The following is a 24,652-nucleotide window of genomic DNA, read 5'->3' as shown; positions in this document are numbered from 1 at the left end:
CTGCGGTCCGGTGGTTTCGTCGCCCCAAATAGACCACGGGGTTCCGCTACCCGCCAAAATCGGCCCCGTGCGTGCCGAAGCCCCCGACGACCTTGGAAAGGGGTGTCGGGGGCTTCGTAGAGGCTGGAAAGCGAGGTCTTCCGGTCAGTCGGCCGGGGTGGCCGATGCGGCCTGGTCGAGGCGGAAGGCCTCGTTCCCCAGGCCGATGCGGGCGTGCGCCTCGGGGCGGCGGCTGCGCAGCACCGCGCCGTGGACCAGGCCGGTCACGACGGCAGCGCCGATGATGCCGGGCAGGGCCCAGTTGAGGACGGAGCCCTCGGCGGCGCCGACCAGGACGCCGAAGTCCTTGACGGTGTAGACGGCGATGCCGAGGAGCGCGAGACCGGCGGCGCCCGCGGCCACGAGCCGCCAGACCTGGGCGCCGGCGGTGCCGCGGCGGACGAAGAAGGCGATGACGGCGAAGGAGGCGGCGGCCATGAGGAGGGTCACACCGAGCGCGCCGACGCTGCCCATCCAGGTGAACAGGTGCAGGACGGGCGCGGTCGGGTCGCCGGTGGGCAGGTCGTCGGTGACGGCGAAGGCGATGACGACGACGGCGGCGATGCCGGTCTGGAGGAGGGACCCGGTGCCGGGGGCGCCGGTGCCGGCGTTGGTCCGGCCGAAGGCGGCCGGGAGCAGGCCCTCGCGGCCCATGGCGAAGGCGTAGCGGGCGACGACGTTGTGGAAGCTGAGCATGGCCGCGAACATGCCGGTGACGAAGAGCACGTGCAGGACGTCGGTGAAGGTGGCGCCGAGGCGGTCCTCGGTGAGCTGGAAGAGCAGGCCTGGGCCCGCCTCGGCGGAGGTCTTGACGACCTCGGAGGGGCCGGTGGCGACGGTGAGGGCCCAGGCGCTGAGGGCGAAGAAGAGGGCGACGAAGCCGACGGCGAGGAACATCACCCGGGAGACGACGATGTGCGGCTTGCTGGTCTCCTCGGCGTACACCGGGGACTGCTCGAAGCCGACGAAGGCGGCGATGCAGAAGCAGAGGGCGGTGCCGAGGCCGGGGCCGCTGAGGGTCTCCGGGTTGAAGGCGTGCAGCGAGAGGCCTTCGGCGCCGGGCTTGCCGAGGGCGGCGAGGTCGAAGACGACGACGAGGGCGCACTCGATGAGGAGGAGCACGCCGAGGACCTTGGCGTTGAGGTCGATCTTGAGCCAGCCGAGGGCGCCGGTGGCGGCGACGGCGAGCAGGGCCGGTATCCACCAGGCCAGCTCGATGTGGAGGTAGGTGGCGAAGAGGCCGGATATCTCGAAGCCGAGGATGCCGAAGACGCCGACCTGCATGGCGCTGTACGCGACGAGGGCGACGAGGGCGGCGCCCGCGCCGGCGGTGGGGCCGAGGCCGCGGGCGATGTAGGCGTAGAAGGCGCCGGCGTTGTGGACGTGCCGGCTCATTTCGGCGTAACCGATGCTGAAGAGGGCGAGGACCAGGCCGAGGACGACGAAGAGGAGGGGCTGGCCGACGATGCCCATGACGCCGAAGGTGGTGGGCATCACGCCGGCGACGACCATCAGGGGCGCACTGGCGGCGAGTACGGAGAGCAGCAGGCCGGCGGTACCCAGGCGGTCGGCGCGCAGGGCCCGGTCCTGGCCCTTGTACGTGCGGATCTCGGCCGGGTCCGGGAGCGTGGTGGATCTGCCCGTCGGCATGGGGGCGTCCTTTCGGGGGTGGGGTCTCTTCAGGCGGTGCCGAGCGCGGCGCTGCGCGCGGCGAGGAAGGCCTTGTGCGGGTCGAGGTCGGGGTAGGACCAGGGGGCGCGGGTGGCGTGCCGGCCGATGCGGTGGAAGAGGGCGGCGGCCTCGGCGGGGCGGCCCTCGCAGAGCTTGGCGTGGGCGAGGAAGTTGAGGTCGACCCGGTTGCGGGGGTGGTCCTCGCGCTCCCATTCCAGCCACCAGTCGAAGGCGGAGCGCAGGACCTGGCGGGCGCGGCGGCCGGACCAGTGGGCGGCGGCGCCGTCGGGGTGGTGGCCGTGGCGGGCGGCGAGCACCCGGTAGCGCTCGGCGTGCGCGATGACGGGGAGCACGGCGAGCGGGGAGTCGGCGGGGGATTCCTCGGCGGCCCAGGCCGCGAAGTCGTAGACCTCGTGGAGCGGGTCCTGGCCGGAGCCCGGGGTGCGTTCGGCCAGCTTGGCGACCATGAGGTGGTGGGCGTGGTGGTGCTCGCGGTGGCGGGCCCGGACCTGGTCGAAGTGGCGGCTGAACTCCTCCTCGGTGCCGAAGGCGCGGGAGAGCAGGAGCAGTCCGAGCCAGGGGGTGGGGTCGGCGGGGAGCAGGGCGGCGGCGCGCCGGCAGGCCTCTTCGGCGGCGGCCGGGGTGCCTTTGCCGCGCAGGGCGTTGAAGACGGCGGCGCAGGCGAGGAGGGTGGCGGCGTCGGCGCTCTCGGGCTCGGCGAGGAGCCATTCGCGGGCCCAGGCGGTGGCTGCCGGGGTCTCGGCGAGGACGACGACGCGGTGGCCGCGGCGGTCCCAGTCGTCGCCGGTGCCGACGAGCAGGGACCGGGCCCTTGACCAGCGGCCCTGGGTGAACTGGGTCCGCACGTCGATGAGTTCGGCGTCGCACAGGGCCGGGTCGAAGAGCTGGGCATCACGCTTGCGGGCGCGGCCGAGGGGCGGCGGAGGCGGGGACATCCGCGGGTTTCCCTCCAGGACGCGGGCGGACGGGGCGGGCGTGCGGTGGCCAAAACCGTGCAGGGTGCACGGGGTGGCGTGACCGGCTGGTCGGGCCGGGCGGATCGGAGATCGTGCCGGTGAGCGCACCGGTGATCACGGACAGCAAACCGGTACGTACAGCTCCGAGTCAAGGTCCAGTCCAGTGGCTGGCGGGTTTCAACTGGTGCGATGGTGGTGCGAGTTGGGATGGTTGTTCCGGTTCGGGAGGACGCCGAACCCGGGATCCGCGGGGTGGCCCCCTGAAGGCCGTCCGGTGATCTGCCCCGTGCCTGCCGTGCTCCCCGGGCCGGTACCAACGGGCAGTTCGCAGCCTCTCAGGCGGAGGGCGGCGCCCTTCCCCCGGCCGGGGGGCGGACGGGGCTCGCGCACGCCGCGGAGTGTCCGGTGGCTGTCCTGGAGGGTACGGACGTACGGGCCCTGCGGCCCGGCGAGGTGGACCTGGGCACGTGGCGGCCGAGGGGCAGGGGTACCCGACGGTGGCCGAATGGCGCGCCTCGCACGGGCGGCGGGGTTTCGACGGGCCCGGGCGCGCGCCGGGGTACCTCCTCGGGCGCCGAACGTGGCCAGGGGGTGGACGGTGGCTCGGGACCGTGTTCGGCGCCCTGCGGGGGCACCCCGCCGCACACCCGAACCCGTCGAACCGGGGGCCGACATGCCCGGCTCGATCCGGGCCGACCCCGGTTCGGTGGGGCCGGGTGTGTGCCGGGGCGCCCCCGCAGGGCGCCGAACACGGTCTCGCAGAACCATCCGACCCGATGCCGTTCGGCGCCCGAGGAGGTGCCCCGGCGCGCACCCGGCCCCACCGGAACCGCCCCCGCGCCCGGCCCACCGGAATCGCCGGGGCCCCGGGATGGGGGCTGGGGTCAGGCCACCGCCTCGGCCGCCGCGCGGCCCGCGGCCCGGCCCGAGAAGATGCAGCCGCCGAGGAAGGTGCCCTCCAGGGCGCGGTAGCCGTGGACCCCGCCGCCGCCGAAGCCGGCCGCCTCGCCCGCCGCGTAGACGCCGGGCAGCGGTTCGCCGCCGGCCGTCAGGACGCGCGAGGAGAGGTCGGTCTCCAGGCCGCCCAGGGACTTGCGGGTGAGGATCGAGAGCCGTACCGCGATCAGCGGGCCGGCCGCGGGGTCCAGGATCCGGTGCGGTGCGGCGGTGCGGATCAGCTTGTCGCCGAGGTACTTGCGGGCCCCGTGGATCGCCGTCACCTGGAGGTCCTTGGTGAACGGGTTGGCGATCTCCCGGTCCCGGGAGGTGATCACGCGGCGCAGGGCGTCCTCGTCGATCAGGTCCTGCTTGGTCACGGCGTTCATCCCGCGCACCAGCGCGCCGAGGTCGCGTTCGACGACGAAGTCCGCGCCGTTCTCCATGAAGGCCCTGACCGGGGCGGGTACGGCCTGGCGCGCGCGGGTGATGACGTCGCGGACCGACTTGCCGGTGAGGTCGGGGTTCTGCTCGGACCCGGAGAGGGCGAACTCCTTGCCGATGATGCGCTGGTTGAGCACGAACCACGTGTGGTCGTGGCCGGTCTTCATGATGTGGTCGAGCGTGCCGAGGGTGTCGAAGCCGGGGAAGAGGGGTACGGGCAGCCGCCTGCCCGTCGCGTCCAGCCAGAGCGGCGACGGGCCGGGCAGGATGCGGATGCCGTGGCTGGGCCAGATCGGGTTCCAGTTCTCGATGCCCTCGGTGTAGTGCCACATCCGGTCCTTGTTGATGTGGCTGGCGCCCGCCGCCTCCGCGATGCCGAGCATGAGGCCGTCCACGTGCGCCGGGACTCCGGAGAGCATCCGGTCCGGCGGGGTGCCGAGCCGGTCGGGCCACTGCGCCCGTACGAGGTCGTGGTTGCCGCCGATGCCGCCGCTGGTCACGATCACGGCCTGGGCCCGCAGCGAGAAGGCCCCGGTGACCTCGCGGCTGCTCGCCGTGCCGCGCACGGCGTCGGAGGGTTCCAGTACCTCGCCCGTGACGGTGTCCACCGCGCCGGCGGTGCGGGAGAGCCCGGTGACCCGGTGGCGGAACCTCAGCTGGACCAGGCCGCGGGCCACACCGGCCCGGACGCGCCGCTCGAAGGGCTCCACCAGGCCGGGGCCGGTGCCCCAGGTGATGTGGAAGCGGGGGACGGAGTTGCCGTGACCGTCGGCGTCGTAGCCGCCGCGCTCCGCCCAGCCGACGACGGGGAAGAAGCGGACGCCCCGGGCGTGCAGCCAGGGGCGCTTCTCCCCCGCCGCGAAGTCGACGTAGGCCTCGGCCCAGCGGCGCGGCCAGGCGTCCTCCTCGCGGTCGAACCCGGCGGTGCCCAGCCAGTCCTGGAGGGCGAGCGCGCGGCTGTCCTTGATCCGCATGCGGCGCTGCTCGGGCGAGTCCACGAAGAACAGCCCGCCGAAGGACCAGTGGGCCTGGCCGCCGATGGACTGCTCGGGCTCCTGGTCGAGCAGGATGACCTTGCGGCCCGCTTCGACGAGTTCGGCGGTGGCCACGAGGCCGGCGAGCCCCGCGCCGATCACGATCACGTCTGCGTCGTACGTCATGCGATACCCGTCCTCCGTCGGTGGTGGGCCGATCTTTGGCTACGGAGCGGTAACCAGTCAACAGCGGTGGTTGGATGGCCTGTGTGAGTGCCGCTGATGAAGTGCTGGACGTGGTGGACCGGGACGACCGGGTGACCGGGCAGGCCCCGCGCGGCGAGGTGTACGCCCGCGGCTTGCTGCACCGGTGCGTGTTCGTGCAGGCCAGGGATGCGCGGGGGCGGATCTTCGTGCACCGGCGGACCGCTTCGAAGCTCGTGTTCCCCTCGCACTACGACATGTTCGTGGGCGGGGTCCTGGGCGCCGGGGAGAGCTACGGGCGGGCCGCGCTGCGGGAGGCCGAGGAGGAGCTGGGGGTGCGGGGGCTGCCGCAGCCGGTGCCGCTGTTCAAGTTCCTGTACGAGGGGCCGGGCGGGGCCTGGTGGTCGTACGTGCACGAGGTGCGGTGCGCGGTGCCGGTACGGCCGCAGGTCTCGGAGGTGGCCTGGCACGACTTCGTGGACGAGGACGAGCTGGAGCGGCGGGTGGCCGGCGGTTCGTGGACCTGGGTGCCCGACGGGCTGGAGGCGTACCGGCGGCTGCGGGAGTTCCGGGCGGCGGGCGGGCCGGGCGGGGACCCGGGTACCGGGCCCGGGCGGTAGCCCGGCGTAGATTGCGGGGGTGATCGATTCCCCGAAGGGCGGCTTCCTGCGTGACGTGCGCCTCTGGTTCGCGCCGCAGCGCCTCCGCGAGGAGGGCGAGACCCCCGACTACCGCTTCTCGCTGGCCAACGAGCGGACCTTCCTGGCCTGGATTCGGACCGCGCTGGCCCTGGTGGGCGGCGGTTTCGCGGTCGACCAGTTCCTGCCGGACCTGCGGTGGGGGGTGCGGGTCGGGATGGCCTTCGCGCTGCTCGCGGTGGGTGCGGCGTGCGCGCTGCGGGCCGTGAACCACTGGGTGCGGTGCGAGCGGGCGATGCGGCGGGGCGAGGACCTGCCGGTGTCGCGGTTCCCGGTGGTGCTGAGCGCGGGGGTGGGGCTGGTCGCGGTGGCGATGGTGGTGGTCGTGCTGCTGGGCTGGACGACGGGGCGGTGACGCGGTACGGGGAGCCTCGCGACGCCGGGCTGCAGCCGGAGCGGACGCGGCTCGCGTGGCGGCGTACGACGCTGGCCTCCTCGGTGGTGGCGGTGCTGGCGCTGCGGCAGGCGCTGCGCGGGTCCGGCGGGCGGGTCGAGGTGGCGGGGGCGGCGGTCATCGCGCTGGTCTGGCTGGTGTTCCTGTGGGTGGCGCACCGGCGGATCCGTGAACTGGCGGCGGGCCGGCCGCGGGGGCTCGCGCCGCGGGCGGCGGCGTCGGCGGTGGCGTGCACGGTGGCGCTGGCGCTGTTCGCCATGGCGGTGATCGTCTGATGGCGCTTCACCGGCCCCGGACCGATGGTCGGATGATCGGGCTTCTCCGTGCCACAGCGACATAACGGGCAACTGAGGATGATCCCCACTAGCCTCGGCGTCATGACGACCACGCACCAGGAACACGCCACGCACGAGCACGCCCACGGGCCCGACTGCGGTCACCGGGCGGTCCCGCACGGCGACCACGTCGACTACGCGCACGACGGCCACCTGCACCGGGAGCACTCCGGGCACTGGGACGAGTGCGAGAGCCCCGGGCACACCACCCACTCCGAGCACGCGCACCGGCACGGCTCGGACTGCGGGCACGACGCCGTCGCCCACGGCGACCACGTCGACTACGTACACGACGGGCACCGGCACGCCGAGCACGACGGCCACTACGACGACCACTGACGCCACCGGCCCCGCGAGCGCCTGACCGGATATCCGGTCGGCAGGGACACCCAGCCTCCCCCCCGGAGCGCGACGGCTGACAGGATGCTGACCGCCTGTCACAGCGATTCGGGGAGAGCGCAGATGCCCGTCGACGATCCGTACCTCGTCCAGCCGGCGCCGGGGGTGTACGCCTACGTCCAGCCGGACGGCGGCTGGTGCCTGAACAACGCGGGTTTCGTGAGCGACGGCGGCCGGACCCTGCTCGTCGACACCGCCGCCACCGAGCGGCGGGCGCTCGCCCTGCGCGAGGCGGTCGTGGCGGCCGGCGTGCCGCTCCCCCGCACCGTGGTCAACACCCACCACCACGGCGACCACACCTACGGGAACGGGGTCTTCGCCCCCGAGGCACTGGTGCTGGGACACGACAACGCGCGTGCCGAGCAGCTCGCCGCCGGGCACCAGCTGGAGATGATCTGGCCGGCTACGGACTTCGGCGCGATAGCGATCACCGCACCCGACCTCACCTACAGCGAGCGGATGACCCTGTACGTCGGCGAGACCGAGGTGCAGGTCATCCACCCGGGCGTCGCGCACACCACCGGGGACTCGATCGTATGGCTGCCCCGGCAGCGGGTGGTCTTCACCGGCGACCTGGTCTTCGCCGGGGGGACGCCCTTCCTGGCCATGGGCTCGCTGGCCGGTTCGCTGCGGGCGCTGGAGCTGCTGCGTTCGCTGGGCGCGGAGACCGTCGTGCCGGGCCACGGGCCCCTGACCGACGGATCGGCCTACGAGTCCACCGAGCGCTACCTGCGGTACGTGGCCGAGCTCGCCCGGGAGGGCCGCGCGAAGGGGCTGAGTCCGCTGGAGGTGGCGAGGGAGGCCGATCTCGGCGAGTTCGCCGCCTGGCGGGAGAGCGAGCGGCTCGTGGCGAACGTGCACCGGGCGTACGCGGAGCTGGCCGGGGAGCCGGAGGGCGCCCCGCTGGACATCCTGGCGGTGTTGAAGGACATGACGGTGATGAACGGCGGGACGCCGATCCTCTGCCACGCCTGATCCGTTCGCCGTGGGCCGGGACAGTTCTTTCGGCCCGCACTATGGACGGCATACCGACTGGTCGGCATGATGGGCCACGGACACCCGTCGTCGACTCCGCACGGAGGTACGCAGCATGACCCCAGCCTCAGCGTCAGCATCGGCCGACCCGCGGGGCCTCGATCTGGAGCGGCTGCGCGGCCATCTCGACCGGGCGCGGCCGGGGCTCGTAGCGGGGACGCTGCGCGGCCGGCTGATCGAAGGCGGCCGCTCGAACCTCACGTACGAGATCACCGACGGGACCGCCCGCTGGGTGGTGCGCAGGCCGCCGCTCGGGCACGTGCTGGCCACCGCGCACGACATGCGCCGCGAGCACCGGGTGATCGAGGCGCTGCACGGCACGGCCGTGCCGGTGCCCGAGCCGGTGCTGCTGTGCGAGGACGAGGAGGTGCTGGGGGCGCCGTTCTACGTCATGGAGTACGTGGACGGGGTCCCGTACCGGACGGCCGGCCAGCTCGCCGCGATCGGGCCGGAGCGGACCAGGCGGGCGGTGCTGGGCCTGGTGGACACCCTGGTCGAGCTGCACGCGGTGGATCCGCAGGCGGTGGGCCTGGGCGACTTCGGCCGGCCCGAGGGCTTCCTGGACCGGCAGCTGCGCCGCTGGGGCAAGCAGCTCGCGGCCTCGCGCGGACGTGAACTGGCCGGCATCGACGAGCTGCACGGCGCGCTGGGCCGGGCGCTGCCCGACTCCCCCGCACCGACCGTGGTGCACGGGGACTTCCGGCTCGACAACGTGCTGATCGGCGGTCCGGACGACACGATCCGGGCGGTGCTGGACTGGGAGATGTCCACGCTGGGCGATCCGCTCACCGATCTCGGACTGCTGGTGATGTACAGCTCGGACCTCGGGCTGACCGAATCCCCGGTCAGCACGACGAGCGGGGCGCCCGGGCACCCGGCCCCCGCCCAGCTGGTCGAGCGGTACGCCGCCCGCTCAGGCCGGGACACCGGCGCCATCGCCTGGTACACGGCCTTCGCCTGGTTCAAGCTCGCGGTGATCCTCGAAGGCATCCACTACCGCTACACGCTCGGGCAGACCGTCGGCGCCGGGTTCGACCGGATCGGCGAGCTGGTGCCCGTCTTCATCGAGCACGGACTGACCACCCTCCAGGAAGGCTGAGGAGCCGATCAGCATGGACTTCGCATTCGACGCCCGGACCGAGGAACTCCGCGAGCGGCTGCTCGCGTTCATGGAGGAGTACGTCTACCCGGCGGAAGCCCTCGCCGCCGAGCAGCGCGCGCGGCTGGCCTCGCCCTGGGACACCCCGGCCGTCTTCGGTGAACTGAAGGCCGAGGCGCGCCGCCAGGGCCTGTGGAACCTCTTCCTCCCGGACGCGGAGCACGGCGCCGGGCTGACCAACCTCCAGTACGCGCCGCTCGCCGAGATCACCGGCCGCAGCCCGCACCTGGCACCGATGGCGACCAACTGCGCCGCTCCGGACACCGGGAACATGGAGCTGCTCGCCCAGTTCGGGAACGAGGAGCAGAAGAAGCAGTGGCTGGAGCCGCTGCTGGCCGGGGAGATCCGGTCCGCCTTCGCCATGACCGAGCCCGAGGTGGCCTCCTCGGACGCGACCAACGTCGAGACCCGGATCGAGCGCGACGGTGACGACTACGTGGTCACCGGCCGCAAGTGGTTCATCTCCGGGGCGATGAACCCGGACTGCAAGATCTTCATCGTCATGGGCAAGACGGACCCGGAGGGCGCCGATCCGCGCCGCCAGCAGTCGATGATCCTGGTCCCGCGCGACACCCCCGGGGTCGAGGTGCGCCGGGCCATGACGGTGTACGGGTACGAGGACCACGACCACGGCGGCCACGCCGAGGTCGTCTTCGACGGGGCCAGGGTCCCGGCGGCGAACCTGATCGGCGAGGAGGGCACCGGCTTCGCCATCGCGCAGGCACGGCTCGGCCCGGGCCGCATCCACCACTGCATGCGGCTGATCGGCATGGCCGAGCGGGCCATCGAGCTGATGTGCCGGCGCGCCCTGGACCGTACGGCCTTCGGCAAGCCGCTGGCCGCGCAGGGCGTCGTCCAGAACTGGATCGCGGACGCCCGGGTGACGGTGGAACAGCTGCGGCTGCTGGTGCTGAAGACGGCCTGGCTGATGGACACGGCCGGGAACCGGGGCGCCCACACCGAGATCCAGGCCATCAAGATCGCGACCCCGCGGGCGGTGGTGCGGATCCTGGACGACGCGGTCCAGCTGCACGGCGCGGGCGGGGTGAGCCAGGACTTCCCCCTCGCGGAGCTGTGGGCGGCGGCGCGCACGCTGCGGCTGGCCGACGGCCCGGACGAGGTGCACCAGCGGTCGCTGGCGCGGCGGGAGCTGAAGGCCTACCAGTAGGCCCCGTCAGGCCGAGGGAGACACCCCCTGGGCAGCCGTCGTGTGGCCGGCCGCCACCTCGATGACCTCGTCGAGCACCTCGCGGGAGCGGATCAGATCGCCGATCATCCGGTCGATCCGCTCCCGTTCCGTCTTCAGCTCGGCGACCAGCGCAGGGGTGGCCCGTACGTTCGGCCCGCCGTCCGTGTCGCGCATGCACGGCAGGATCTGGGCGATCTTCGCGCTGTGCAGGCCGGCCGCGTAGAGCTCCTGGATCCGGATGACCCGGTCCACCGCCCGCTCCGCGTAGTCGCGGTGGCCGCCGGGGGTCCGGTCGGAGACCAGCAGCCCCTGCTTCTCGTAGTAGCGCAGCGAGCGCTCGCTGACCCCGGTGCGCGCCGCCAGTTCGCCGATCCGCATGCCCCGCCCCCGCCGTCTCCGGACTTGAATCTGACATTGGTGTCAGCTTCTAGGTTACGGGCATGACGAACACGCAGCAGGTCCTTCCCGCCACCTCCGGCCTCTTCGATTCCGCCGCGCTCGGCGCCCTGGAGCTCCCCAACCGCCTGGTGATGGCGCCCCTGACCCGCCACCGGGCCGGCGCCGACGGGGTCCCCGGGGAACTGATGGCCGTCCACTACGCGCAGCGCGCCACAGCCGGTCTGATCATCGCCGAGGGCACCGCGCCGAGCGCCGTGGGGCAGGCGTACCCGAACATCCCCGGCATCCACACCGCCGACCAGGCAGCCGGCTGGCGGAGGGTCACCGACGCGGTGCGCGCGGGCGCCGACGGCCGGGGCGGCGGCGCGGCGATGTTCCTCCAGCTCGAGCACGGCGGCCGGGTGGGCCACCCCGACACCAGCGGGCACGTCCCGCTCGCGCCGTCCGCCGTACGGCTGCCCGAGCAGCTGCACACCCCGCGGGGGCTGCGGGACGCCGTCACCCCCCGCGCGATGACGGCCGAGGACATCCGGTCCACGATCGCCGACTTCGCGGCCGCTGCCCGCAATGCCGTGGAAGCCGGTTTCGCGGGGGTGGAGGTGCACGCCGCCAACGGTTTCCTGCCCCACCAGTTCCTGGCGAAGAACACAAACCTGCGGACCGACGAGTGGGGCGGCTCCGTCGAGAACCGCATCCGGTTCACCGTCGAGGTGGTCCGGGCCGTCACCGAGGCCATCGGCCGGGAGCGGGTCGGCGTGCGGATCTCGCCCGGAGTGACCGTCAACGGCATCGAGGAGGGCGACACCGAGGACATCTACCCGGCACTGCTGGCCGCCCTGGCCGAGATCGACCCGGTCTACCTCCACGTCCTCTACACCGCCGAGGAGCGGCCCCGGTTCCAGGAGTACCGCAAGGCCTGGCCGGGCACGCTGATCGCCAACCAGCTCCTCACCCGGGAGCAGTTCGAGGCCGACGGCGGCAAGAGGGTCGCCGAACGGCTCCTGGCCGAGGGCGCGGACCTGGTCTCGCTCGGTCGGGGTTTCCTCGCCAACCCCGACTTCGTGGAACGCCTGCGGGTGGACGCTCCCCTCAACGAGCTCCGCCCCGAGTTGATGATGCACGTACAGGGGGCGGAGGGGTACAACGACTACCCGGCACTCGCGACCGCGTCGGTGTGACCGGCTACTACGGCCGCAGCGCGCGCAGCAGGAGGTCGGCCAGGTGGTCGGCGACCTCCTGCGGGGTGAGGGGGCCGTCCGTGCGGTACCAGGTGGACAGGTGGTGCACGGATCCGAAGTGGTAGTCCACCACCAGGTCGGCCGGGGTGGCGCTGGAGAACACCCCCGTACGCTGGCCCTCCTCGACCAGGGCCCGGAAGCGTTCGTGGTAGCGCCGGCGCTCGGCCCGCACCTGCTTGAACTTCTCCGGGCTGAGCTGGTGCATCGACCGGAAGAAGATCATCGCGTCGTCGAGGTTCTCGATGGTGGTGACGACCACGTCGGCGGCGGCCGCCCGCAGCCGCTCCTCGACGGGGGCGTCGGAATCGGCCACCGCGTCGAGCCGCTGCTGCTGGAGGCGCAGCATCCGCGCGTACACCTCGTGCAGCAGGTCGTCCTTGGACCCGAAGTAGTGGTAGAGCGCACCCTTGGTGACCCCGGCCGCCTCGACGATCTCCTGCACGGAGGTGCGGTCGTAGCCGCGTTCGGCGAAGAGCCGGGTGGCGACGGCGAGCAGCCGCTGCGGTACCGGGGCCTCGTGCGTGCCTTCGGGTTCCGTGGTCCTCGCAGCCATGGCGCCGACCTTCCCTTCCCATTCCCAGCTGTACGACCGTCCGACTGTTTTCAGCCGCGGTCGCGCAGTTCCCGTCGCAGGATCTTGCCACTGGTCGTCTTCGGAAGGACAGGCAGGACCTCCACCTCGCGCGGGTATTTGTACGCGGCGATGCGCGCGGCGCAGTACGCGGAGAGCTCCGCCGGTTCGACCGAGGTGCCGGGGCGCAGGCTGACGTACGCCTTGACGCTCTCCCCGCGGTAGGGGTCCGGGACGCCGACGACGGCCGCCTCGCGGACGGCGGGGTGCGTGTAGAGCACGTCCTCGACCTCGCGCGGCCAGACCTTGAAGCCGGAGGCGTTGATCATGTCCTTCTTCCGGTCGACGACGTAGAGCCAGCCGGCCGCGTCCATGAAACCGACGTCACCGGTGCGCAGTTCGCCGTCCGGGAAGGCCTTGGCGGTGTCGGCCGGCAGGCCCCAGTAGCCGGGCACGACCTGCGGGCCGCGGACGGCTATCTCGCCGGTCTCGCCGAAGGGGACCTCGGCGCCCCGCTCGTCGAGGATGCGCACGACGGTGTCGGCGCCGGGCAGGCCCACCGAGAGGGTTCCGGAGACGGGGTCGACGGGGGCTTCGAGGTGCGGGGGGACCGAGGCGCACGGAGCGGTGCACTCGGTGAGGCCGTAGCCGTTGCGCAGGTAGAACCCGAAGTCGGCGCGCAGGCGCTCGACGAGGGCGGGCGGCAGCGGGGCGCCGCCGGAGGAGATGACCTGGAAGGAGGCGAAGTGGTCGCGGGTGACGCCGGGGTGCGCGGTGAGGGCCATGAAGGCGGTGGCCGGGCCGACGGTGTAGGCGGGGCGGTGTTCGAGGAAGGCGTCGAGGACGACCCCGGCGTCGAAGCGGTGGGCGAGCACGAGGGTGCCGGCGTTGGCGAAGCAGGCCGCGAGCTCGCAGACCATGCCGGTGATGTGGAAGAGCGGGGCGAGGGCGAAGTACCTGGCGCCCTCGGGAAGCGGGTGACCGGTGACCTGTCGTACCGCGTTGTACGTGAGCGCGCCGTGCGGGTTCATGGCTCCCTTGGGGGTGCCACTGGTGCCGGAGGTGTAGCTGATGAGGGCGGTGTCGGCAGCGGTGAGGTGCGCGTCGGGCGGCGCGGGGTGGCCCTGGCGGGCCACGGTGAGCAGGTCCAGCGCCGCCGGGGTGTGGGGCGCGGGGAGTGCGGCGTCCGTACGGGGTCCGGGCAGGAGCCCCGGACCCTTGAAGACACGGGGGTCGTTACGGGTCTGGAAGTCCTCGTTGCGGGCGGTCAGTACGGTGCCCACGCCGGTCCCCCGCACCGTCTCGCGCAGGTACGCCTCCCACGTGCCGCCCTCGCAGACCAGCGCGGCGGCCCCCGAGTCACGCAGGACGTGGCCGACCTCGCCGGACTTGTACATGGGGTTGAGCGGGACGACGACGGCCCCGGCCTTCCAGGCGGCGAGGACGGCCAGGGGGTAGTGCGGGGTGTTCTGGAGCATCACGGCGACCCGGTCCCCGGGCCGGATGCCCCGCGCGGCGAGGTGGCCGGCGAGGGAGTCGGAGAGCGCGTCGGCCTCGGCGTAGCTCGTGCGGCCGTCGAAGTAGGCCAACGCGGTGCGCTCGGGGGCGCGGGCCACGGCGGCGCGGAAGGCGTGCAGCACGGTCGGCGGCGGCTCGACGGGGGCGCGCTGCGCCGGGCTGAGCAGGGCGAGCCAGGGCCGGGCCGCGTAACCGGCGGCCGGGGACGCCGCCGGCTGCGGTGAGGGGGAGGACGGGGAGGTGGGGGGCACCGGGGAGGGCGGGGTCACCTGGTCTCCCATTTCTGCTGGAGGTGGTTCATGCCGCTCAGCCAGCGGTCCGGCTCGGTGGCGCGGGCAGCGTAGAAGTCCGCGACCTCGGGGTGCGGGAGGATCAAGAACCGGCCCTTCTCCATGCCGTCGAACAGTGCGTCCACGACCGCTTCCGGCTCGATCGCGGTCGGCGCGAGGACGAGTTCGCCCGCCGAGCCCGCGGCGGTCAGCATGTCGGTGCGCACCCCTTGCGGGCAGATGGCGTGGACCTGCACACCGCGGTGGCGGTAGGTCAGCGAGAGCCATTCGGCGAAGGCGAGCGCACCGTGCTTGGTGACACTGTACGGGGCCGCCCCGATCATGGTCAGCAGTCCGGCGGCGGAGACGGTGGACACGAAGCGGCCGTCCCCCCGCTCCAGCCAGTCGGGCAGCAGCAGCCGGGCGGCACGGACGTGGGCCATGACGTTGGTGTCCCAGGCCGCTTCCCAGACGGCCTCGTCGGCGAACGCGTCGCCGCCGGAGGCGAGTCCGGCGTTGGCGCAGTAGATGTCGACCCTGCCGCCGAGTGCCTCGCGGGCCTCGTCCACGATCTCCGAGGCGTCACCGGCCACCGCGATCGCGCGGGCGCCGATGCCGCCCGCCACGGAGGCGGCCTTGGCGGGGTCGAGGTCGTTGACGACGACGGTCGCCCCCTCGGCGGCGAAGCGGCGGGCGAGGGCCGCGCCGATGCCGCCGCCCGCTCCGGTGACGACGACTCGCTGGTCCTGGTACGCGCTCACGGGGATCACCTTTCGTGGCCTGATGGCGGCTCGGGTCGTGCACCGACATCCGGCAGACTAACCAGTCGGTATGTCGGGACGGAAGGGGTCTGCCTCCTAGCGTGGCCGGATGACGCTGTCGCGACGCGGGGTGCTGGGACTGGCGGGGGCCATGGGGGCGGCGGGAGCGGTGGGAGCGGTGGGGGCCTCCGCGACCTCGGCGACCTCGGCGCCCTCCGCGACACCGACCGGGCCGGCCGGGCGCGCGGACCGGGTGCGCACCGGCTTCGAGCGGCTCGCCGCGGACGGGTACGCCGTACTGGCCGGGCAGCGGGTCGGGGTGGTCACCAACCCCACCGGGATCACCGCCGACGCCAGCCACCTGGTCGACGTACTGCACGCGGACGAACGCGTGGACCTGGTCGCGGTGTTCGGGCCCGAGCACGGGTTCCGCGGGACGGCGCAGGCCGGGGACTCCGAGGGGGCCTCCCGGGATCCGGCGACCGGCCTGCCGGTGTGGGACACGTACGGCAAGAGCGGCCAGCGGCTCGCGGACGTCTTCACATCGGCCGGGATCGACACCGTCGTCTTCGACATCCAGGACGTCGGGGCGCGCTTCTACACCTACATCTGGACGCTCTACGACTGCATGCGCGCCGCCGCCCTCGCGGACAAGGCGGTGGTGGTGCTGGACCGGCCCAACCCGGTGGGGGGCCGGCGGGCGGCGGGGCCGGTGCTGGAACGGCCGTACGCGAGCTTCGTGGGCCGGGAGCCGATCGCGCTCGCGCACGGGATGACGGCGGCGGAGCTGGCCCGGCTGTTCAACGGCGAGTTCCTGGCCGAACGCCCCGCCAGGCTGCGCACGGTGGAGATGACCGGGTGGCGGCGGGGGTCGTTCTTCGGCGGGACCGGGCTGCCGTGGGTACCGCCGAGCCCGAACATGCCCACCCCGGACACGGCGCTCGCCTACGCCGGCACCTGCCTGTTCGAGGGGACGAACCTGTCCGAGGGGCGCGGGACGACCACCCCCTTCGAGGTGGTGGGCGCCGAGGGCATCGACCGCCGGTGGGCCGAGGCCGCGAACGCGCTGGGCGTGCCCGGGGTGTGGTTCCGGGAGGCCTACTTCACGCCCACGTTCTCCAAGCACGTGGGCAAGGTCTGCGGCGGGATCCGGCTGATCGTGCACGACCGGGAGGCCTTCGACCCGGTCCGGGCCGGGATCGGCCTGCTGGTGACCGCGCGGCGGACGTGGAGCGGCTTCGCCTGGCGCGAGGACCACTGGATCGACCGGCTGACGGGCTCGGACCGGGTGCGCACGCTGGTGGACGCGGGAGCCGGGGTGGAGGAGATCGCGGGTGACTGGGCGGCGGGCCTGGCCCGCTTCGAGGCGGTGCGCGGGGAATACCTGCTGTACGAGTGAGCCGGCCGGCCTGATGCGTGGACACCTCTAGCCGGGCGGGGTGCGCGGCAGGATGCTGGTCGCACCGGATGGACGCGGCGGGGAGGGGGACGTCATGTCGGGTGTGGCGGGGATCGGGGTCGGGCCGTACGCGGAGCTGACCTTCGACGCGGACGGGGACGTGGACCGGGCCACGCAGGAGGCGGTGGGCCGGATCGAGGCCACGGACCTGCTGGTCTTCGCCCACGGTTGGAACAGCGACCGGTCCACGGCGACCCGGCTCTACGACCGGTTCTTCGCCCCCTTCCCGAGGCTGGTGGGGTCGCAGGTACGGCTGGGGTACGTGGGTGTCGTATGGCCGTCGATCCGCTTCTCGGACGAGCCGATACCGGACTTCGAGCCGCCCGGCGCGCTCGCCGAGCCCGGCTTCGGGACGGCGCTCGACCGCGGCACCCGGCAGGCCCTGGGGGAGTTCTGGCCCGGGCACGGGGCGGAGCTGGACCGGGTGGCCGAACTGCTGGAGGAACGGCCGGAGTCGGTTGCCGCCTTCGTCGAGTTCGGGGCGCTGGTGCGGGAGCTGGCCGGGGTGGACGCCGTGCCCGCGGCGGTCGCTCCGGCGGTGCCCGCCCTGTTCACGGAGGACGTCCTGGACGTCTGCCGCACCCTCACCCTCGCACTGGCCGAGGCGGGCGCCCCGCCCGGCGGCGACGACGCGCGGGACCTCTCGGTCGGGGGCGGGCTGCGGGGCCTGTGGAAGGGCGCCAAGGAGCTGCTGCGGCAGGCGGCGTACTACAGGATGAAGCAGCGGGCGGGGGTCGTCGGCGAACGCGGTCTCGGGCCGGTGCTGGCCGAGCTGGCGCGCCGCCGTCCGGGGCTGCGGATCCACCTGATCGGGCACAGCTTCGGCGCGCGCGTGGTGTCCTTCTCACTGCGCGCCGTACCGGACGGGGCCCGGCACGTGGCCTCCGTGACCCTGCTCCAGGGCGCCTTCTCCCACTACGCGTTCTGCGACCGGCTGCCGCACGACCGCGGCCGCGGCGGCGCCCTCGCCGGCCTCCAGCGGAGGGTCGACGGCCCGGTGGTGGCCTGCCACTCCCCCCATGACACCTCCCTCAAGGTGTTCTATCCGCTGGCCTCCCGGATGGCGGGGGATTCGGCCGGACTGCTGGGCTTCGACGAGCGGTGGGGAGCGATCGGGCACGACGGGGTGCAGGCGGTGCCGGGTGCGCCCCGGCTGACCCTCGACGCGGCGCTGCGCGAGGGGGTGCCAGCGAGCGGTTGCGTCAGCGTGGACGCGGGTTCGGTGGTGCGGCGCGGCGGCGCCCCCTCGGGGGCGCACAGCGACATCTGCCACGAGGAGCTGGCCCGGGTGGTGGTGGCCGCGGGGCGCATGGGGCGCTGAGTTCCGGCCATGTGCCACCCGCACGCCTCGTCCGCCCCCGCATGCGCCCGCCGTCTGCCGGGCATGTTGGGCACATCGGCGGAGGTGAAGGTGTGATGGCGGGATTCCGGAGTCTGGCCTACCAGGTGCGCGACGCGCGCAATGACCGGGCCCTGCGGCGCCATTCCCTGCGCCGCTGCCTGGAGCGGTTCGCTCCGTACGGGCACCGGGCCACGTGGTGGCACCTGTGCGACCGGCACGGGATCGCCCCCGAGGACCGGGGGGCGGATCCCCTGCGGCTGGTGGCCGCGCTGGAGGAGCTGGAGGACGCGCGGGCGGTCTGGCTGGAGTACGAGCGGCACTTCGCGGAGCGGCGGCGCCGGGAGAAGTACCACGGGCTGCGGCGGCCGGAGTGGGCGTGGGGCGGCAGCGGCGACGCGGTGGTGCGGTGCGCGGATCCGGGGGTGCGGCCCGAGGGGGCGCTGGGCGAGGTGCTGCGGCGGCTGGTGCGGGCGCTGGAGTCGGAGCCGGGGACGGCGTGCCCGGTCTGCGGGGAGCGGGAGCTGCGGTGGCCGGACGTGGCGCCCGCCGCTGCGGTCGGGTCCTGGGAGGGGGCGTGGGCCTGGGACGGGCCGGTGTGCGGGGGCTGCGGGATCGTGGTGCCGAGACCGGCGCTGGCGGACGTTCCGGCGGCGGGGGCGGCGTGAGGGTGCCGGTGCCGCGGCCGGTGCCGCTGCCGCTGTCGTGCGCGGTGTCGCCGGTGGTGTCGCTGAACGGGGCCCGGAGCGGTGCCGACGGGCCGGCCGTGCCGATGTCCCCCGCGGACCTGGCCGAGTCGGCGCGGGCCGCGGTGGCCGCCGGGGCCGGGGAGGTGCTCGTCCATCCGCGGACCCCGTGCGGGCGGGAGAGCCTGTCGGCGCGGGTGGTCGGGCCGGTTCTCGGGGCGATGCGGGGTGCGGGGGTCCTCGTACCGCTCTCGGTGGCGGTGAGCGTGGGGGCCGAGCCGGATCCGGCGGGGCGGCTGGAGCGGGTGCGGTCCTGGACGGTGCTGCCGGACCGGGCGGTGGTGGACTTCGGGGAGCCGGCGGCCGCGGAGTTGGCGCAGGCCCTGCTGGCGCGGGGGGTCGCGGTGGACGCGGTGGTTCCGCTGGGCGGTCCGGCCGGGCCGGAGCCGATGGCGCGCTTCCTGGCCTGGCCGGTACGCGAGCCCGGGCGGGTCCGGCTGGCGGCCGAGCTCGCGTCGGCCGATCCGGCGCTGGTGGCGGGGCTGCGGGGGCTGCCGCCGGTGGAGGTGCTGTTGTACGGGCGCGAGGCCGCCGCGTGGCCGGTGCTGCGGCTGGCCGCGCGGTGCAGTACGGGAGCGCGGACCGGCGTCGGAGACGTACTGCACCTGCCGGACGGGCGGCCGGCCCGGTCGAACGCGGAACTGGTGGCGGCGGCCCGGGCCGTGCTGGACGGGGCGGGGCGCGGCGGACACGCGGACGGCGGACACGCGGTCGGCGGACCGGCGGCTACAGGCGCGAGCCGGTGAGCTTTTCGCCGAAGGCGTCGTCCGGGTTGGACAGCGCACAGGTCTCGAGGGAGAGGCAGCCGCAGCCGATGCAGTCCGTCAGGTGGTCGCGCAGCCGGCTGAGGCGGGAGATCCGCTGGTCGAGCTCGGCGCGCCAGGCCTCGGAGAGGCGGGCCCAGTCCTCGTGGGTGGGGGTGCGTTCCTCGGGGAGCCGGGCGAGGGCGTCGCGGATGCTGGCGAGCGGGATGCCCACCCGCTGCGCGGCCCGTACGAACGCCACCCGGCGCAGGGCGTCGCGGGTGTAGCGGCGCTGGTTGCCGGAGGTGCGGCGGCTGCTGATCAGGCCCTTGGACTCGTAGAAGTGGAGCGCGGACACGGCCGCGCCGCTGCGGGCGGACAGCTGGCCGACGGTGAGTTCGTGGACGTTCTCGGGAATCTGCGGCACCCGGCCGAGGGTAGTCGGGGGTCCGTTGACATACCCATACGGCCCCAGCATGCTGAGCAAGCGCTTATTCGCCCCGTGCCTTCGTGGGTTCGCGCATCCGTGAGTGTGTCAGTGAGAGGCAGGAGCAGGGCATGGCCGAGCCGAGGGTCTTCACGTCCGCCGAGGAGTTGCACGCCGGAATCGGCGAACCGTTGGGTCCCAGCGGGTGGCTGGAGGTGGACCAGAAGCGGATCGACCTCTTCGCGGACGCCACCGGCGACCACCAGTGGATCCACGTGGACCCGGTGCGGGCGGCGGACGGGCCCTTCGGTTCCACGATCGCCCACGGATACCTGACCCTGTCCCTGCTGCCCAGCCTGGTGCCGCAGACCATGCGGGTCGAGGGCATGAAGATGGGCATCAACTACGGGGTGAACAAGGTGCGTTTCCCGGCGCCGGTGCCCGTCGGCTCGCGGCTGCGCTCCACCGCCGTGATCACGGAGGTCACGGAGGCCGGCGGCGGCGTACAGGTGACGGCCACGGTCACGGTTGAGCGCGAGGGCGGCGACAAGCCGGTGTGCGTGGCGGAGTCGGTGTCGCGCTACTACTTCTGAGGGCGCGCGCCCACCATGCGGAGCACGAGGTCGGCGTAGAGCGCGCCGACCTCGTCGGGCGTGCGCGGTCCGGCCGCGCTGAACCAGCGGGCCACGTCGATGCAGAGCGAGAGGACCGCGAGGGTGGTGCCGGGCACGTCGGGGACGTCGAACTCGCCCGCCGCTACCCCGTCGACGAGGATGCGGCGTACCGCGGCGTCGCTCTGCCGGCGCAGTGCCACGATTTCGGAGCGGTGCTCCGGAGCGAGAGCATCGAGCTCGTACTGGACCACGCGGGCGGTGGTGTGGTGCGCCGCGTGCCACAGCACGAAGGACCGTACGGCGGCGCCGAGCCGCTCCGCGGCGCAGCCGGGGCCGTCGGCGGCGGAGGTGAGGATCTCCAGCGCCTTGTCGTGGCCGATCCGGCTGATCCGGTGGAGCAGCTCTTCCTTGGTCTTGTAGTGGATGTAGAGCGCGGCCGGGCTCATGCCGGCCCGGCCCGCGATGTCCCGCGTCGTGGTGGCGTGGTACCCGCGCTCGGCGAAGGCGTCCACGGCGGCGACGAGCAGCCGCCGTGCGGCGTCGGGGGTGACCTCCGACCACGGCCGGTAGCCGCCGGCCGTCTCCTCCGCGCTGCCCATCGCTCGCTCACCCTCTTCGCAGGCCCTGTAGGAACTGCACAGCCTACCGGAGGGTGAGCAAGCGCTTAGCAGTCGTGGACGCGCTACTTCGGCGCGAAGGGATCGTACTCCGCCATGATCTTCTCCATCCGGGCCTGGTCCACCCGGCTCACGATCTGGGTGACCTCCTGCCGGTCGCGGATCACCTTGGCGAGCGTGAAGGCGGAGGTGGTGAGGTAGAGGACCGCGATGCCGAGGAAGGCGCGGACCCAGCCGTCGGTCTCCAGGTTGTAGATCCCCACGGCCACGGCGCCCATGGCGATGCCGAAGGAGGCGATGGCCTGTCCGTAGTACGCCCCCGTGCTCTGCTGCTTGACCGGTGTGTCGTTCATGGCCCCAGCATCCGGCCGGTGTGGCGGGGCCCACATCCGCGCTCGTACTCATCCGCGTACTCAGATGATCAGAAGGCGGAAACCCCGGTGCGGGCGCGGCCGATGAGCAGCTTCTGGATCTGACTGGTGCCCTCGTACAGGGTCATCACGCGGGCGTCGCGCAGCAGCTTCCCGGCCGGGTATTCGTCGATGTAGCCGTAACCGCCGTGCACCTGGAGGGCGTTGCTCGCGGCGCGGACGGCGGCCTCGGAGGCGAAGAGCTTCGCGGTCGAGGATTCGGTGGCGAAGGGCTGCCCGCGGTCGATGAGGTCCGCGACCCGCCAGGTCAGCAGCCGGGCGGCGTCCACGTCGACGGAGATGTCGGCGATCAGCTCCTGGACCAGCTGGTGGTGGGCGATCGGCTTGCCGAACTGCTCGCGCTGGGCGGCGTACGAGACGGCCGCGTCGAGCGCGGCCTGGGCGATGCCCACGCAGCCGGCGGCGACCGACATCCTGCCCTTGGCCAGCGCGGACATCGCGACCGAGAAGCCCTTGCCCTCGGGGCCGAGCATCGCGGAGGCGGGGACGCGGACTTCGTCGAGGGCGATTTCGGCGGTGGCCTGGCCGCGCAGGCCGAGCTTGCCGTGGACCTCGCGGCGCGTGAGGCCGGGCGTGTCGGTGGGCACGAGGAAGGCGGAGATGCCGCGGTGGCCGGGCGCGTCGTTGGTGCGGGCGAAGAGCAGGACGACATCGGCCCAGGTGCCGTTGGTGATGAACATCTTGCTGCCGCTGACGAGGTACGAGTCCCCCTGGCGCACCGCGCGGGTGGTGAGGCTGCCCGCGTCGGAGCCGGTGCCGGGCTCGGTCAGGCCGAAGCAGCCGAGCGCGTCCCCCGAGCACAGGCGGGGCAGCCAGGCGTGCTTCTGCTCCTCGGTCCCCCAGGCGGCGATGGTCTTGGCGACCAGACCGAGGGAGACGGAGACGATGCCGCGCACGGCGGAGTCGCCTCGGCCGAGTTCCTCGGTGACGAGGACGTAGGCGAGGTGGTCTCCGCCGGAGCCGCCGTACTCCTCGGGGACGGTGAGGCCGAGGAAGCCCAGGGCGCCGAGCTTCTTCACGATGGCCCGGTCCACGCTCTCGGCGCGGTCCCACTCGGCGGCGTACGGGACGACCTCGCGTTCGGTGAACTCGCGGGCCAGCGCGCGTACGGCGGCCTGCTCCTCGCTCAGCTCCAGGTTCACCGGGCACCTCCGGGCGGGTCATCGGGGCCATTAACTAGCACCGGTAGTTTATGGCGGGCAGGCCCTACTATGTGGCGCATGGCCAGACCGCGCAAGCCCCTCCTCAGCCGAGCCCGCATCGTCGAGGCGGCCGGCGCCCTGGTGGACGCGGAGGGACTGGAGGCCGTGTCGACGCGGCGGCTGGCGGCGGCGCTGGGGGTCAGCGGACCGTCCCTCTACAACCACTTCCGCACGAAGGACGAGATCCTGGAGGCGGTCGCGGACGCGGTGAGCGCCCGGGTCGACTTGTCGATGTTCGAGCCGGGGTCGGGGCGGGACTGGCGCGGGGCCCTGCACGCGTGGGCGCACTCGTACCGGGAGGCCCTGTCCGACCATCCGAACATCGTGCCGGTGCTGGCGCGGGGACCGGGCCGCCGCCCGGCGGGCCTGCGGCTGGCGGACGCGGTGTTCGGCGCGATGACGGCGGCGGGCTGGCCGCCGGCGCAGGCGACCCGGATCGGCGCGCTGATGCGGTACTTCATCCTGGGCTCGGCGGTGGCCTCGTTCGCCCAGGGTTTCGTGGACGACGAGACGGCGTACGACCCGTCGGACTACCCCCACCTGGGCCAGGCCCACCTGCTGGCCGAGCGCCGGCAGGAGGTGGACGAGGGCGCCTTCGAGACGGGCCTGGCGGCGCTGCTGGACGGCCTGGCCCTCCAGTACGAGGCCCTGCCCGGGACGTGATCGCCCACCGGCCGGGACTGATCGGTCGATGGGCGGAATCTCGGAAACCGGTGGGCGGAAGCTCTAGAAGACGACGAGCGAGCGCCCGCCCTTGCCGGCCAGCATCGCGTCGAAGGCGGCCGGGATGCCGTCGAGGGTGATGCGGTCGGTGACCAGGGCACCGAGGTCCAGGCGGCCCGCGCGGACGTGCTCGGCGATCACCGGGAGGTCACGGGAGGGGTCGCTGTTGCCGTAGACGCAGCCGGTGAGGGTCCGGGCGAAGTGGAAGATCTCCAGGGCATGGAAGGTGACCTGCTGCTCCTTGCCGCCGATGCCCACGACCGTGGTGCGGCCGCCGCGGCGGGTGGACTCCCAGGCTCCGCGGATGGTGTCCGCCCGGCCGACGCATTCGACGGCGACGTCCGCGCCCTGCCCGCCGGTGAGGGCGCGGATCTGCTTGGCGGTGGTGTCGGAGGCGAGCACGAAGTCCGTGGCCCCGGCGGCGCGCGCCAGTTCCTCCTTGGCCGGGGAGACGTCGACGGCCACGACCGGGCCCGCCCCGGCGATCCGGGCGGCCTGGAGGGCGGCGAGCCCGACACCGCCGACGCCGAAGACGGCGACGGACTCGCCGGGGCGGACCTGGGCGCTGTGGTGGACGGCGCCGTAGCCGGTGAGGACCGCGCAGCCGAGCAGGGCCGCCTCGGCGAGCGGGATCCCGGCGGGCGCGGGCAGCACGCAGTTGGCCGCGACGACGGTCTCCTCGGCGAAGGCGGCCACGTTCAGCCCCGGGTGCAGTTCGGCGCCCTGGGCGTCGTGCGCGTAGACGGCCCCGACCCCGGTGAGCGCGTTGGCGCACAGCCAGACCTCGCCGATGGTGCAGTGGTGGCACTCTCCGCAGGACGGGGCCCAGTTGAGCACCACCCCGTCGCCGGGCGCGACGTGGCTGACGCCCTCCCCGACGGCGAGGACCGTGCCCGCCCCCTCGTGGCCGAGGACGGCGGGCACGGGCACGCGCATGGTGCCGTTGGTGAGGGAGAGGTCGGAGTGGCAGACCCCGGCTGCGGCGAGCCGCACCCGGACCTGCCCGGGGCCGGGATCGGGCAGCACGATCTCCCCTATCTCCAGCGGGGCTCCGACGGCGGGCAGGATGGCGGCGCGGACCATGATCGTTTTCTCCGTCTGGTGTGCGAGGGCGGCGGCTCGGAGCCGCGGGGCGGGCAGG

At 73.6% G+C, this 24,652-nt stretch carries 26 protein-coding genes; 14 read left to right on the top strand and 12 right to left on the bottom strand.

What is annotated here, in order from left to right:
- Positions 1-144 precede the first annotated feature (144 nt).
- From ACIP5M_RS33540 to ACIP5M_RS33530, 3 genes are all read right to left on the bottom strand, one after another.
- Positions 145-1,689 (bottom strand): APC family permease, encoded by a 1,545-nt coding sequence (locus ACIP5M_RS33540; RefSeq protein ID WP_401204092.1) that lies wholly within the window; start codon positions 1,687-1,689, stop codon positions 145-147.
- 29 nt (positions 1,690-1,718) lie between these two features.
- A complete protein-coding gene (locus ACIP5M_RS33535) occupies positions 1,719-2,666 on the bottom strand; it encodes a hypothetical protein (RefSeq protein ID WP_401204090.1) in 948 nt (315 codons plus the stop codon).
- A gap of 905 nt (positions 2,667-3,571) precedes the next feature.
- Positions 3,572-5,227: an FAD-binding dehydrogenase gene (locus ACIP5M_RS33530; protein ID WP_401204087.1), complete on the bottom strand. Its 1,656-nt coding sequence runs from the start codon at positions 5,225-5,227 to the stop codon at positions 3,572-3,574.
- An 83-nt stretch (positions 5,228-5,310) separates the two neighbouring features.
- Between ACIP5M_RS33530 and ACIP5M_RS33525 the strand changes: the two genes are divergently transcribed.
- From ACIP5M_RS33525 to ACIP5M_RS33495, 7 genes are all read left to right on the top strand, one after another.
- A complete protein-coding gene (locus tag ACIP5M_RS33525; protein ID WP_401204086.1) occupies positions 5,311-5,865 on the top strand; it encodes an NUDIX hydrolase in 555 nt (184 codons plus the stop codon).
- 22 nt (positions 5,866-5,887) lie between these two features.
- Positions 5,888-6,298: a YidH family protein gene (locus tag ACIP5M_RS33520; RefSeq protein ID WP_401204168.1), complete on the top strand. Its 411-nt coding sequence runs from the start codon at positions 5,888-5,890 to the stop codon at positions 6,296-6,298.
- Complete coding sequence (locus ACIP5M_RS33515) at positions 6,295-6,612, top strand: DUF202 domain-containing protein (protein ID WP_401204083.1); 318 nt, start codon at positions 6,295-6,297, stop codon at positions 6,610-6,612. The genes ACIP5M_RS33520 and ACIP5M_RS33515 overlap by 4 nt, the downstream gene beginning before the upstream one ends.
- A 102-nt stretch (positions 6,613-6,714) precedes the next feature.
- Complete coding sequence (locus ACIP5M_RS33510; protein WP_401204081.1) at positions 6,715-7,011, top strand: hypothetical protein; 297 nt, start codon at positions 6,715-6,717, stop codon at positions 7,009-7,011.
- 123 nt (positions 7,012-7,134) lie between these two features.
- Positions 7,135-8,046, top strand: a complete 912-nt coding sequence (locus tag ACIP5M_RS33505; protein ID WP_401204079.1) for an MBL fold metallo-hydrolase — start codon at positions 7,135-7,137, stop codon at positions 8,044-8,046.
- Positions 8,047-8,161: 115 nt separating this feature from the next.
- Positions 8,162-9,205: a phosphotransferase family protein gene (locus ACIP5M_RS33500; protein WP_401204076.1), complete on the top strand. Its 1,044-nt coding sequence runs from the start codon at positions 8,162-8,164 to the stop codon at positions 9,203-9,205.
- A 13-nt stretch (positions 9,206-9,218) separates the two neighbouring features.
- Positions 9,219-10,433, top strand: a complete 1,215-nt coding sequence (locus ACIP5M_RS33495) for an acyl-CoA dehydrogenase family protein (RefSeq protein ID WP_401204073.1) — start codon at positions 9,219-9,221, stop codon at positions 10,431-10,433.
- Between the two features lie 6 nt (positions 10,434-10,439).
- Here ACIP5M_RS33495 and ACIP5M_RS33490 read toward each other — a convergent pair whose 3' ends face one another.
- Positions 10,440-10,832 (bottom strand): MerR family transcriptional regulator, encoded by a 393-nt coding sequence (locus ACIP5M_RS33490; protein ID WP_401204071.1) that lies wholly within the window; start codon positions 10,830-10,832, stop codon positions 10,440-10,442.
- 62 nt (positions 10,833-10,894) lie between these two features.
- On the opposite strand from ACIP5M_RS33490, the gene ACIP5M_RS33485 reads away from it, so the two are divergent.
- A complete protein-coding gene (locus ACIP5M_RS33485) occupies positions 10,895-12,031 on the top strand; it encodes an alkene reductase (RefSeq protein ID WP_401204068.1) in 1,137 nt (378 codons plus the stop codon).
- A gap of 7 nt (positions 12,032-12,038) precedes the next feature.
- On the opposite strand, the gene ACIP5M_RS33480 is transcribed toward ACIP5M_RS33485, so the two are convergent.
- From ACIP5M_RS33480 to ACIP5M_RS33470, 3 genes are read right to left on the bottom strand one after another with little or no spacing between them, the layout of a single operon-like run.
- Positions 12,039-12,644 carry a TetR/AcrR family transcriptional regulator gene (locus ACIP5M_RS33480; RefSeq protein WP_401204065.1) on the bottom strand — a complete coding sequence of 202 codons (606 nt, stop codon included), beginning with the start codon at positions 12,642-12,644 and terminating at the stop codon, positions 12,039-12,041.
- 50 nt (positions 12,645-12,694) lie between these two features.
- Complete coding sequence (locus ACIP5M_RS33475; protein WP_401204062.1) at positions 12,695-14,461, bottom strand: class I adenylate-forming enzyme family protein; 1,767 nt, start codon at positions 14,459-14,461, stop codon at positions 12,695-12,697.
- A complete protein-coding gene (locus ACIP5M_RS33470; protein ID WP_401204061.1) occupies positions 14,446-15,219 on the bottom strand; it encodes an SDR family oxidoreductase in 774 nt (257 codons plus the stop codon). The genes ACIP5M_RS33475 and ACIP5M_RS33470 overlap by 16 nt, the downstream gene beginning before the upstream one ends.
- A 100-nt stretch (positions 15,220-15,319) precedes the next feature.
- Between ACIP5M_RS33470 and ACIP5M_RS33465 the strand changes: the two genes are divergently transcribed.
- The 4 genes from ACIP5M_RS33465 to ACIP5M_RS33450 all read left to right on the top strand — a co-directional run bounded on the left by ACIP5M_RS33465 (position 15,320) and on the right by ACIP5M_RS33450 (position 19,500).
- Entirely contained in the window at positions 15,320-16,609 is a 1,290-nt protein-coding gene (locus tag ACIP5M_RS33465; RefSeq protein WP_401204058.1) for an exo-beta-N-acetylmuramidase NamZ domain-containing protein, read from the top strand.
- 94 nt (positions 16,610-16,703) lie between these two features.
- On the top strand, positions 16,704-17,990 hold the full coding sequence (locus tag ACIP5M_RS33460) for a serine-threonine protein kinase (protein WP_401204056.1): 1,287 nt from the start codon (positions 16,704-16,706) through the stop codon (positions 17,988-17,990).
- 95 nt (positions 17,991-18,085) lie between these two features.
- A complete protein-coding gene (locus ACIP5M_RS33455) occupies positions 18,086-18,676 on the top strand; it encodes a hypothetical protein (protein WP_401204053.1) in 591 nt (196 codons plus the stop codon).
- Positions 18,673-19,500, top strand: coding sequence for a 3-keto-5-aminohexanoate cleavage protein (locus tag ACIP5M_RS33450; protein ID WP_401204050.1), 828 nt, complete (start codon positions 18,673-18,675; stop codon positions 19,498-19,500). Before ACIP5M_RS33455 ends, ACIP5M_RS33450 begins: the two co-directional genes overlap by 4 nt.
- On the opposite strand, the gene soxR is transcribed toward ACIP5M_RS33450, so the two are convergent.
- A complete protein-coding gene (gene soxR, locus ACIP5M_RS33445; protein ID WP_401204048.1) occupies positions 19,481-19,924 on the bottom strand; it encodes a redox-sensitive transcriptional activator SoxR in 444 nt (147 codons plus the stop codon). The genes ACIP5M_RS33450 and soxR overlap by 20 nt on opposite strands.
- Before the next feature lie 131 nt (positions 19,925-20,055).
- On the opposite strand from soxR, the gene ACIP5M_RS33440 reads away from it, so the two are divergent.
- On the top strand, positions 20,056-20,517 hold the full coding sequence (locus ACIP5M_RS33440) for a MaoC family dehydratase (protein ID WP_401204045.1): 462 nt from the start codon (positions 20,056-20,058) through the stop codon (positions 20,515-20,517).
- On the opposite strand, the gene ACIP5M_RS33435 is transcribed toward ACIP5M_RS33440, so the two are convergent.
- From ACIP5M_RS33435 to ACIP5M_RS33425, 3 genes are all read right to left on the bottom strand, one after another.
- A complete protein-coding gene (locus ACIP5M_RS33435) occupies positions 20,508-21,137 on the bottom strand; it encodes a TetR/AcrR family transcriptional regulator (protein ID WP_401204042.1) in 630 nt (209 codons plus the stop codon). The genes ACIP5M_RS33440 and ACIP5M_RS33435 overlap by 10 nt on opposite strands.
- An 83-nt stretch (positions 21,138-21,220) precedes the next feature.
- The gene (locus tag ACIP5M_RS33430; protein ID WP_401204039.1) at positions 21,221-21,508 is read right to left on the bottom strand and encodes a YiaA/YiaB family inner membrane protein; all 288 of its coding nucleotides are present in this window, start codon (positions 21,506-21,508) and stop codon (positions 21,221-21,223) included.
- A gap of 68 nt (positions 21,509-21,576) precedes the next feature.
- Positions 21,577-22,728: an acyl-CoA dehydrogenase family protein gene (locus ACIP5M_RS33425; protein WP_401204036.1), complete on the bottom strand. Its 1,152-nt coding sequence runs from the start codon at positions 22,726-22,728 to the stop codon at positions 21,577-21,579.
- A gap of 78 nt (positions 22,729-22,806) precedes the next feature.
- Here ACIP5M_RS33425 and ACIP5M_RS33420 point away from each other — a divergent pair, with 78 nt between their 5' ends.
- Positions 22,807-23,451 carry a TetR/AcrR family transcriptional regulator gene (locus ACIP5M_RS33420; protein WP_401204034.1) on the top strand — a complete coding sequence of 215 codons (645 nt, stop codon included), beginning with the start codon at positions 22,807-22,809 and terminating at the stop codon, positions 23,449-23,451.
- Positions 23,452-23,514: 63 nt separating this feature from the next.
- Here ACIP5M_RS33420 and ACIP5M_RS33415 read toward each other — a convergent pair whose 3' ends face one another.
- Positions 23,515-24,594 carry a Zn-dependent alcohol dehydrogenase gene (locus ACIP5M_RS33415; protein ID WP_401204031.1) on the bottom strand — a complete coding sequence of 360 codons (1,080 nt, stop codon included), beginning with the start codon at positions 24,592-24,594 and terminating at the stop codon, positions 23,515-23,517.
- Positions 24,595-24,652 lie beyond the last annotated feature (58 nt).

Origin of the sequence: Streptomyces sp. NPDC088762, assembly GCF_044750905.1 — a bacterium.
Taxonomy (GTDB): domain Bacteria; phylum Actinomycetota; class Actinomycetes; order Streptomycetales; family Streptomycetaceae; genus Streptomyces.
Note: the sequence above shows the minus strand (reverse complement) of the source record. Positions and strands in the feature narration are given on the sequence as shown.

Coding starts and splice junctions, on each gene's coding strand:
- ACIP5M_RS33540 (WP_401204092.1), bottom strand. CDS start 1,689: ATGCCGACGGGCAGATCCACCACGCTCCCGGACCCGGCCGAGATCCGC.
- ACIP5M_RS33535 (WP_401204090.1), bottom strand. CDS start 2,666: ATGTCCCCGCCTCCGCCGCCCCTCGGCCGCGCCCGCAAGCGTGATGCC.
- ACIP5M_RS33530 (WP_401204087.1), bottom strand. CDS start 5,227: ATGACGTACGACGCAGACGTGATCGTGATCGGCGCGGGGCTCGCCGGC.
- ACIP5M_RS33510 (WP_401204081.1), top strand. CDS start 6,715: ATGACGACCACGCACCAGGAACACGCCACGCACGAGCACGCCCACGGG.
- ACIP5M_RS33505 (WP_401204079.1), top strand. CDS start 7,135: ATGCCCGTCGACGATCCGTACCTCGTCCAGCCGGCGCCGGGGGTGTAC.
- ACIP5M_RS33500 (WP_401204076.1), top strand. CDS start 8,162: ATGACCCCAGCCTCAGCGTCAGCATCGGCCGACCCGCGGGGCCTCGAT.
- ACIP5M_RS33495 (WP_401204073.1), top strand. CDS start 9,219: ATGGACTTCGCATTCGACGCCCGGACCGAGGAACTCCGCGAGCGGCTG.
- ACIP5M_RS33490 (WP_401204071.1), bottom strand. CDS start 10,832: ATGCGGATCGGCGAACTGGCGGCGCGCACCGGGGTCAGCGAGCGCTCG.
- ACIP5M_RS33485 (WP_401204068.1), top strand. CDS start 10,895: ATGACGAACACGCAGCAGGTCCTTCCCGCCACCTCCGGCCTCTTCGAT.
- ACIP5M_RS33480 (WP_401204065.1), bottom strand. CDS start 12,644: ATGGCTGCGAGGACCACGGAACCCGAAGGCACGCACGAGGCCCCGGTA.
- ACIP5M_RS33475 (WP_401204062.1), bottom strand. CDS start 14,461: ATGGGAGACCAGGTGACCCCGCCCTCCCCGGTGCCCCCCACCTCCCCG.
- ACIP5M_RS33465 (WP_401204058.1), top strand. CDS start 15,320: ATGACGCTGTCGCGACGCGGGGTGCTGGGACTGGCGGGGGCCATGGGG.
- ACIP5M_RS33460 (WP_401204056.1), top strand. CDS start 16,704: ATGTCGGGTGTGGCGGGGATCGGGGTCGGGCCGTACGCGGAGCTGACC.
- ACIP5M_RS33455 (WP_401204053.1), top strand. CDS start 18,086: ATGGCGGGATTCCGGAGTCTGGCCTACCAGGTGCGCGACGCGCGCAAT.
- ACIP5M_RS33440 (WP_401204045.1), top strand. CDS start 20,056: ATGGCCGAGCCGAGGGTCTTCACGTCCGCCGAGGAGTTGCACGCCGGA.
- ACIP5M_RS33435 (WP_401204042.1), bottom strand. CDS start 21,137: ATGGGCAGCGCGGAGGAGACGGCCGGCGGCTACCGGCCGTGGTCGGAG.
- ACIP5M_RS33430 (WP_401204039.1), bottom strand. CDS start 21,508: ATGAACGACACACCGGTCAAGCAGCAGAGCACGGGGGCGTACTACGGA.
- ACIP5M_RS33420 (WP_401204034.1), top strand. CDS start 22,807: ATGGCCAGACCGCGCAAGCCCCTCCTCAGCCGAGCCCGCATCGTCGAG.
- ACIP5M_RS33415 (WP_401204031.1), bottom strand. CDS start 24,594: ATGGTCCGCGCCGCCATCCTGCCCGCCGTCGGAGCCCCGCTGGAGATA.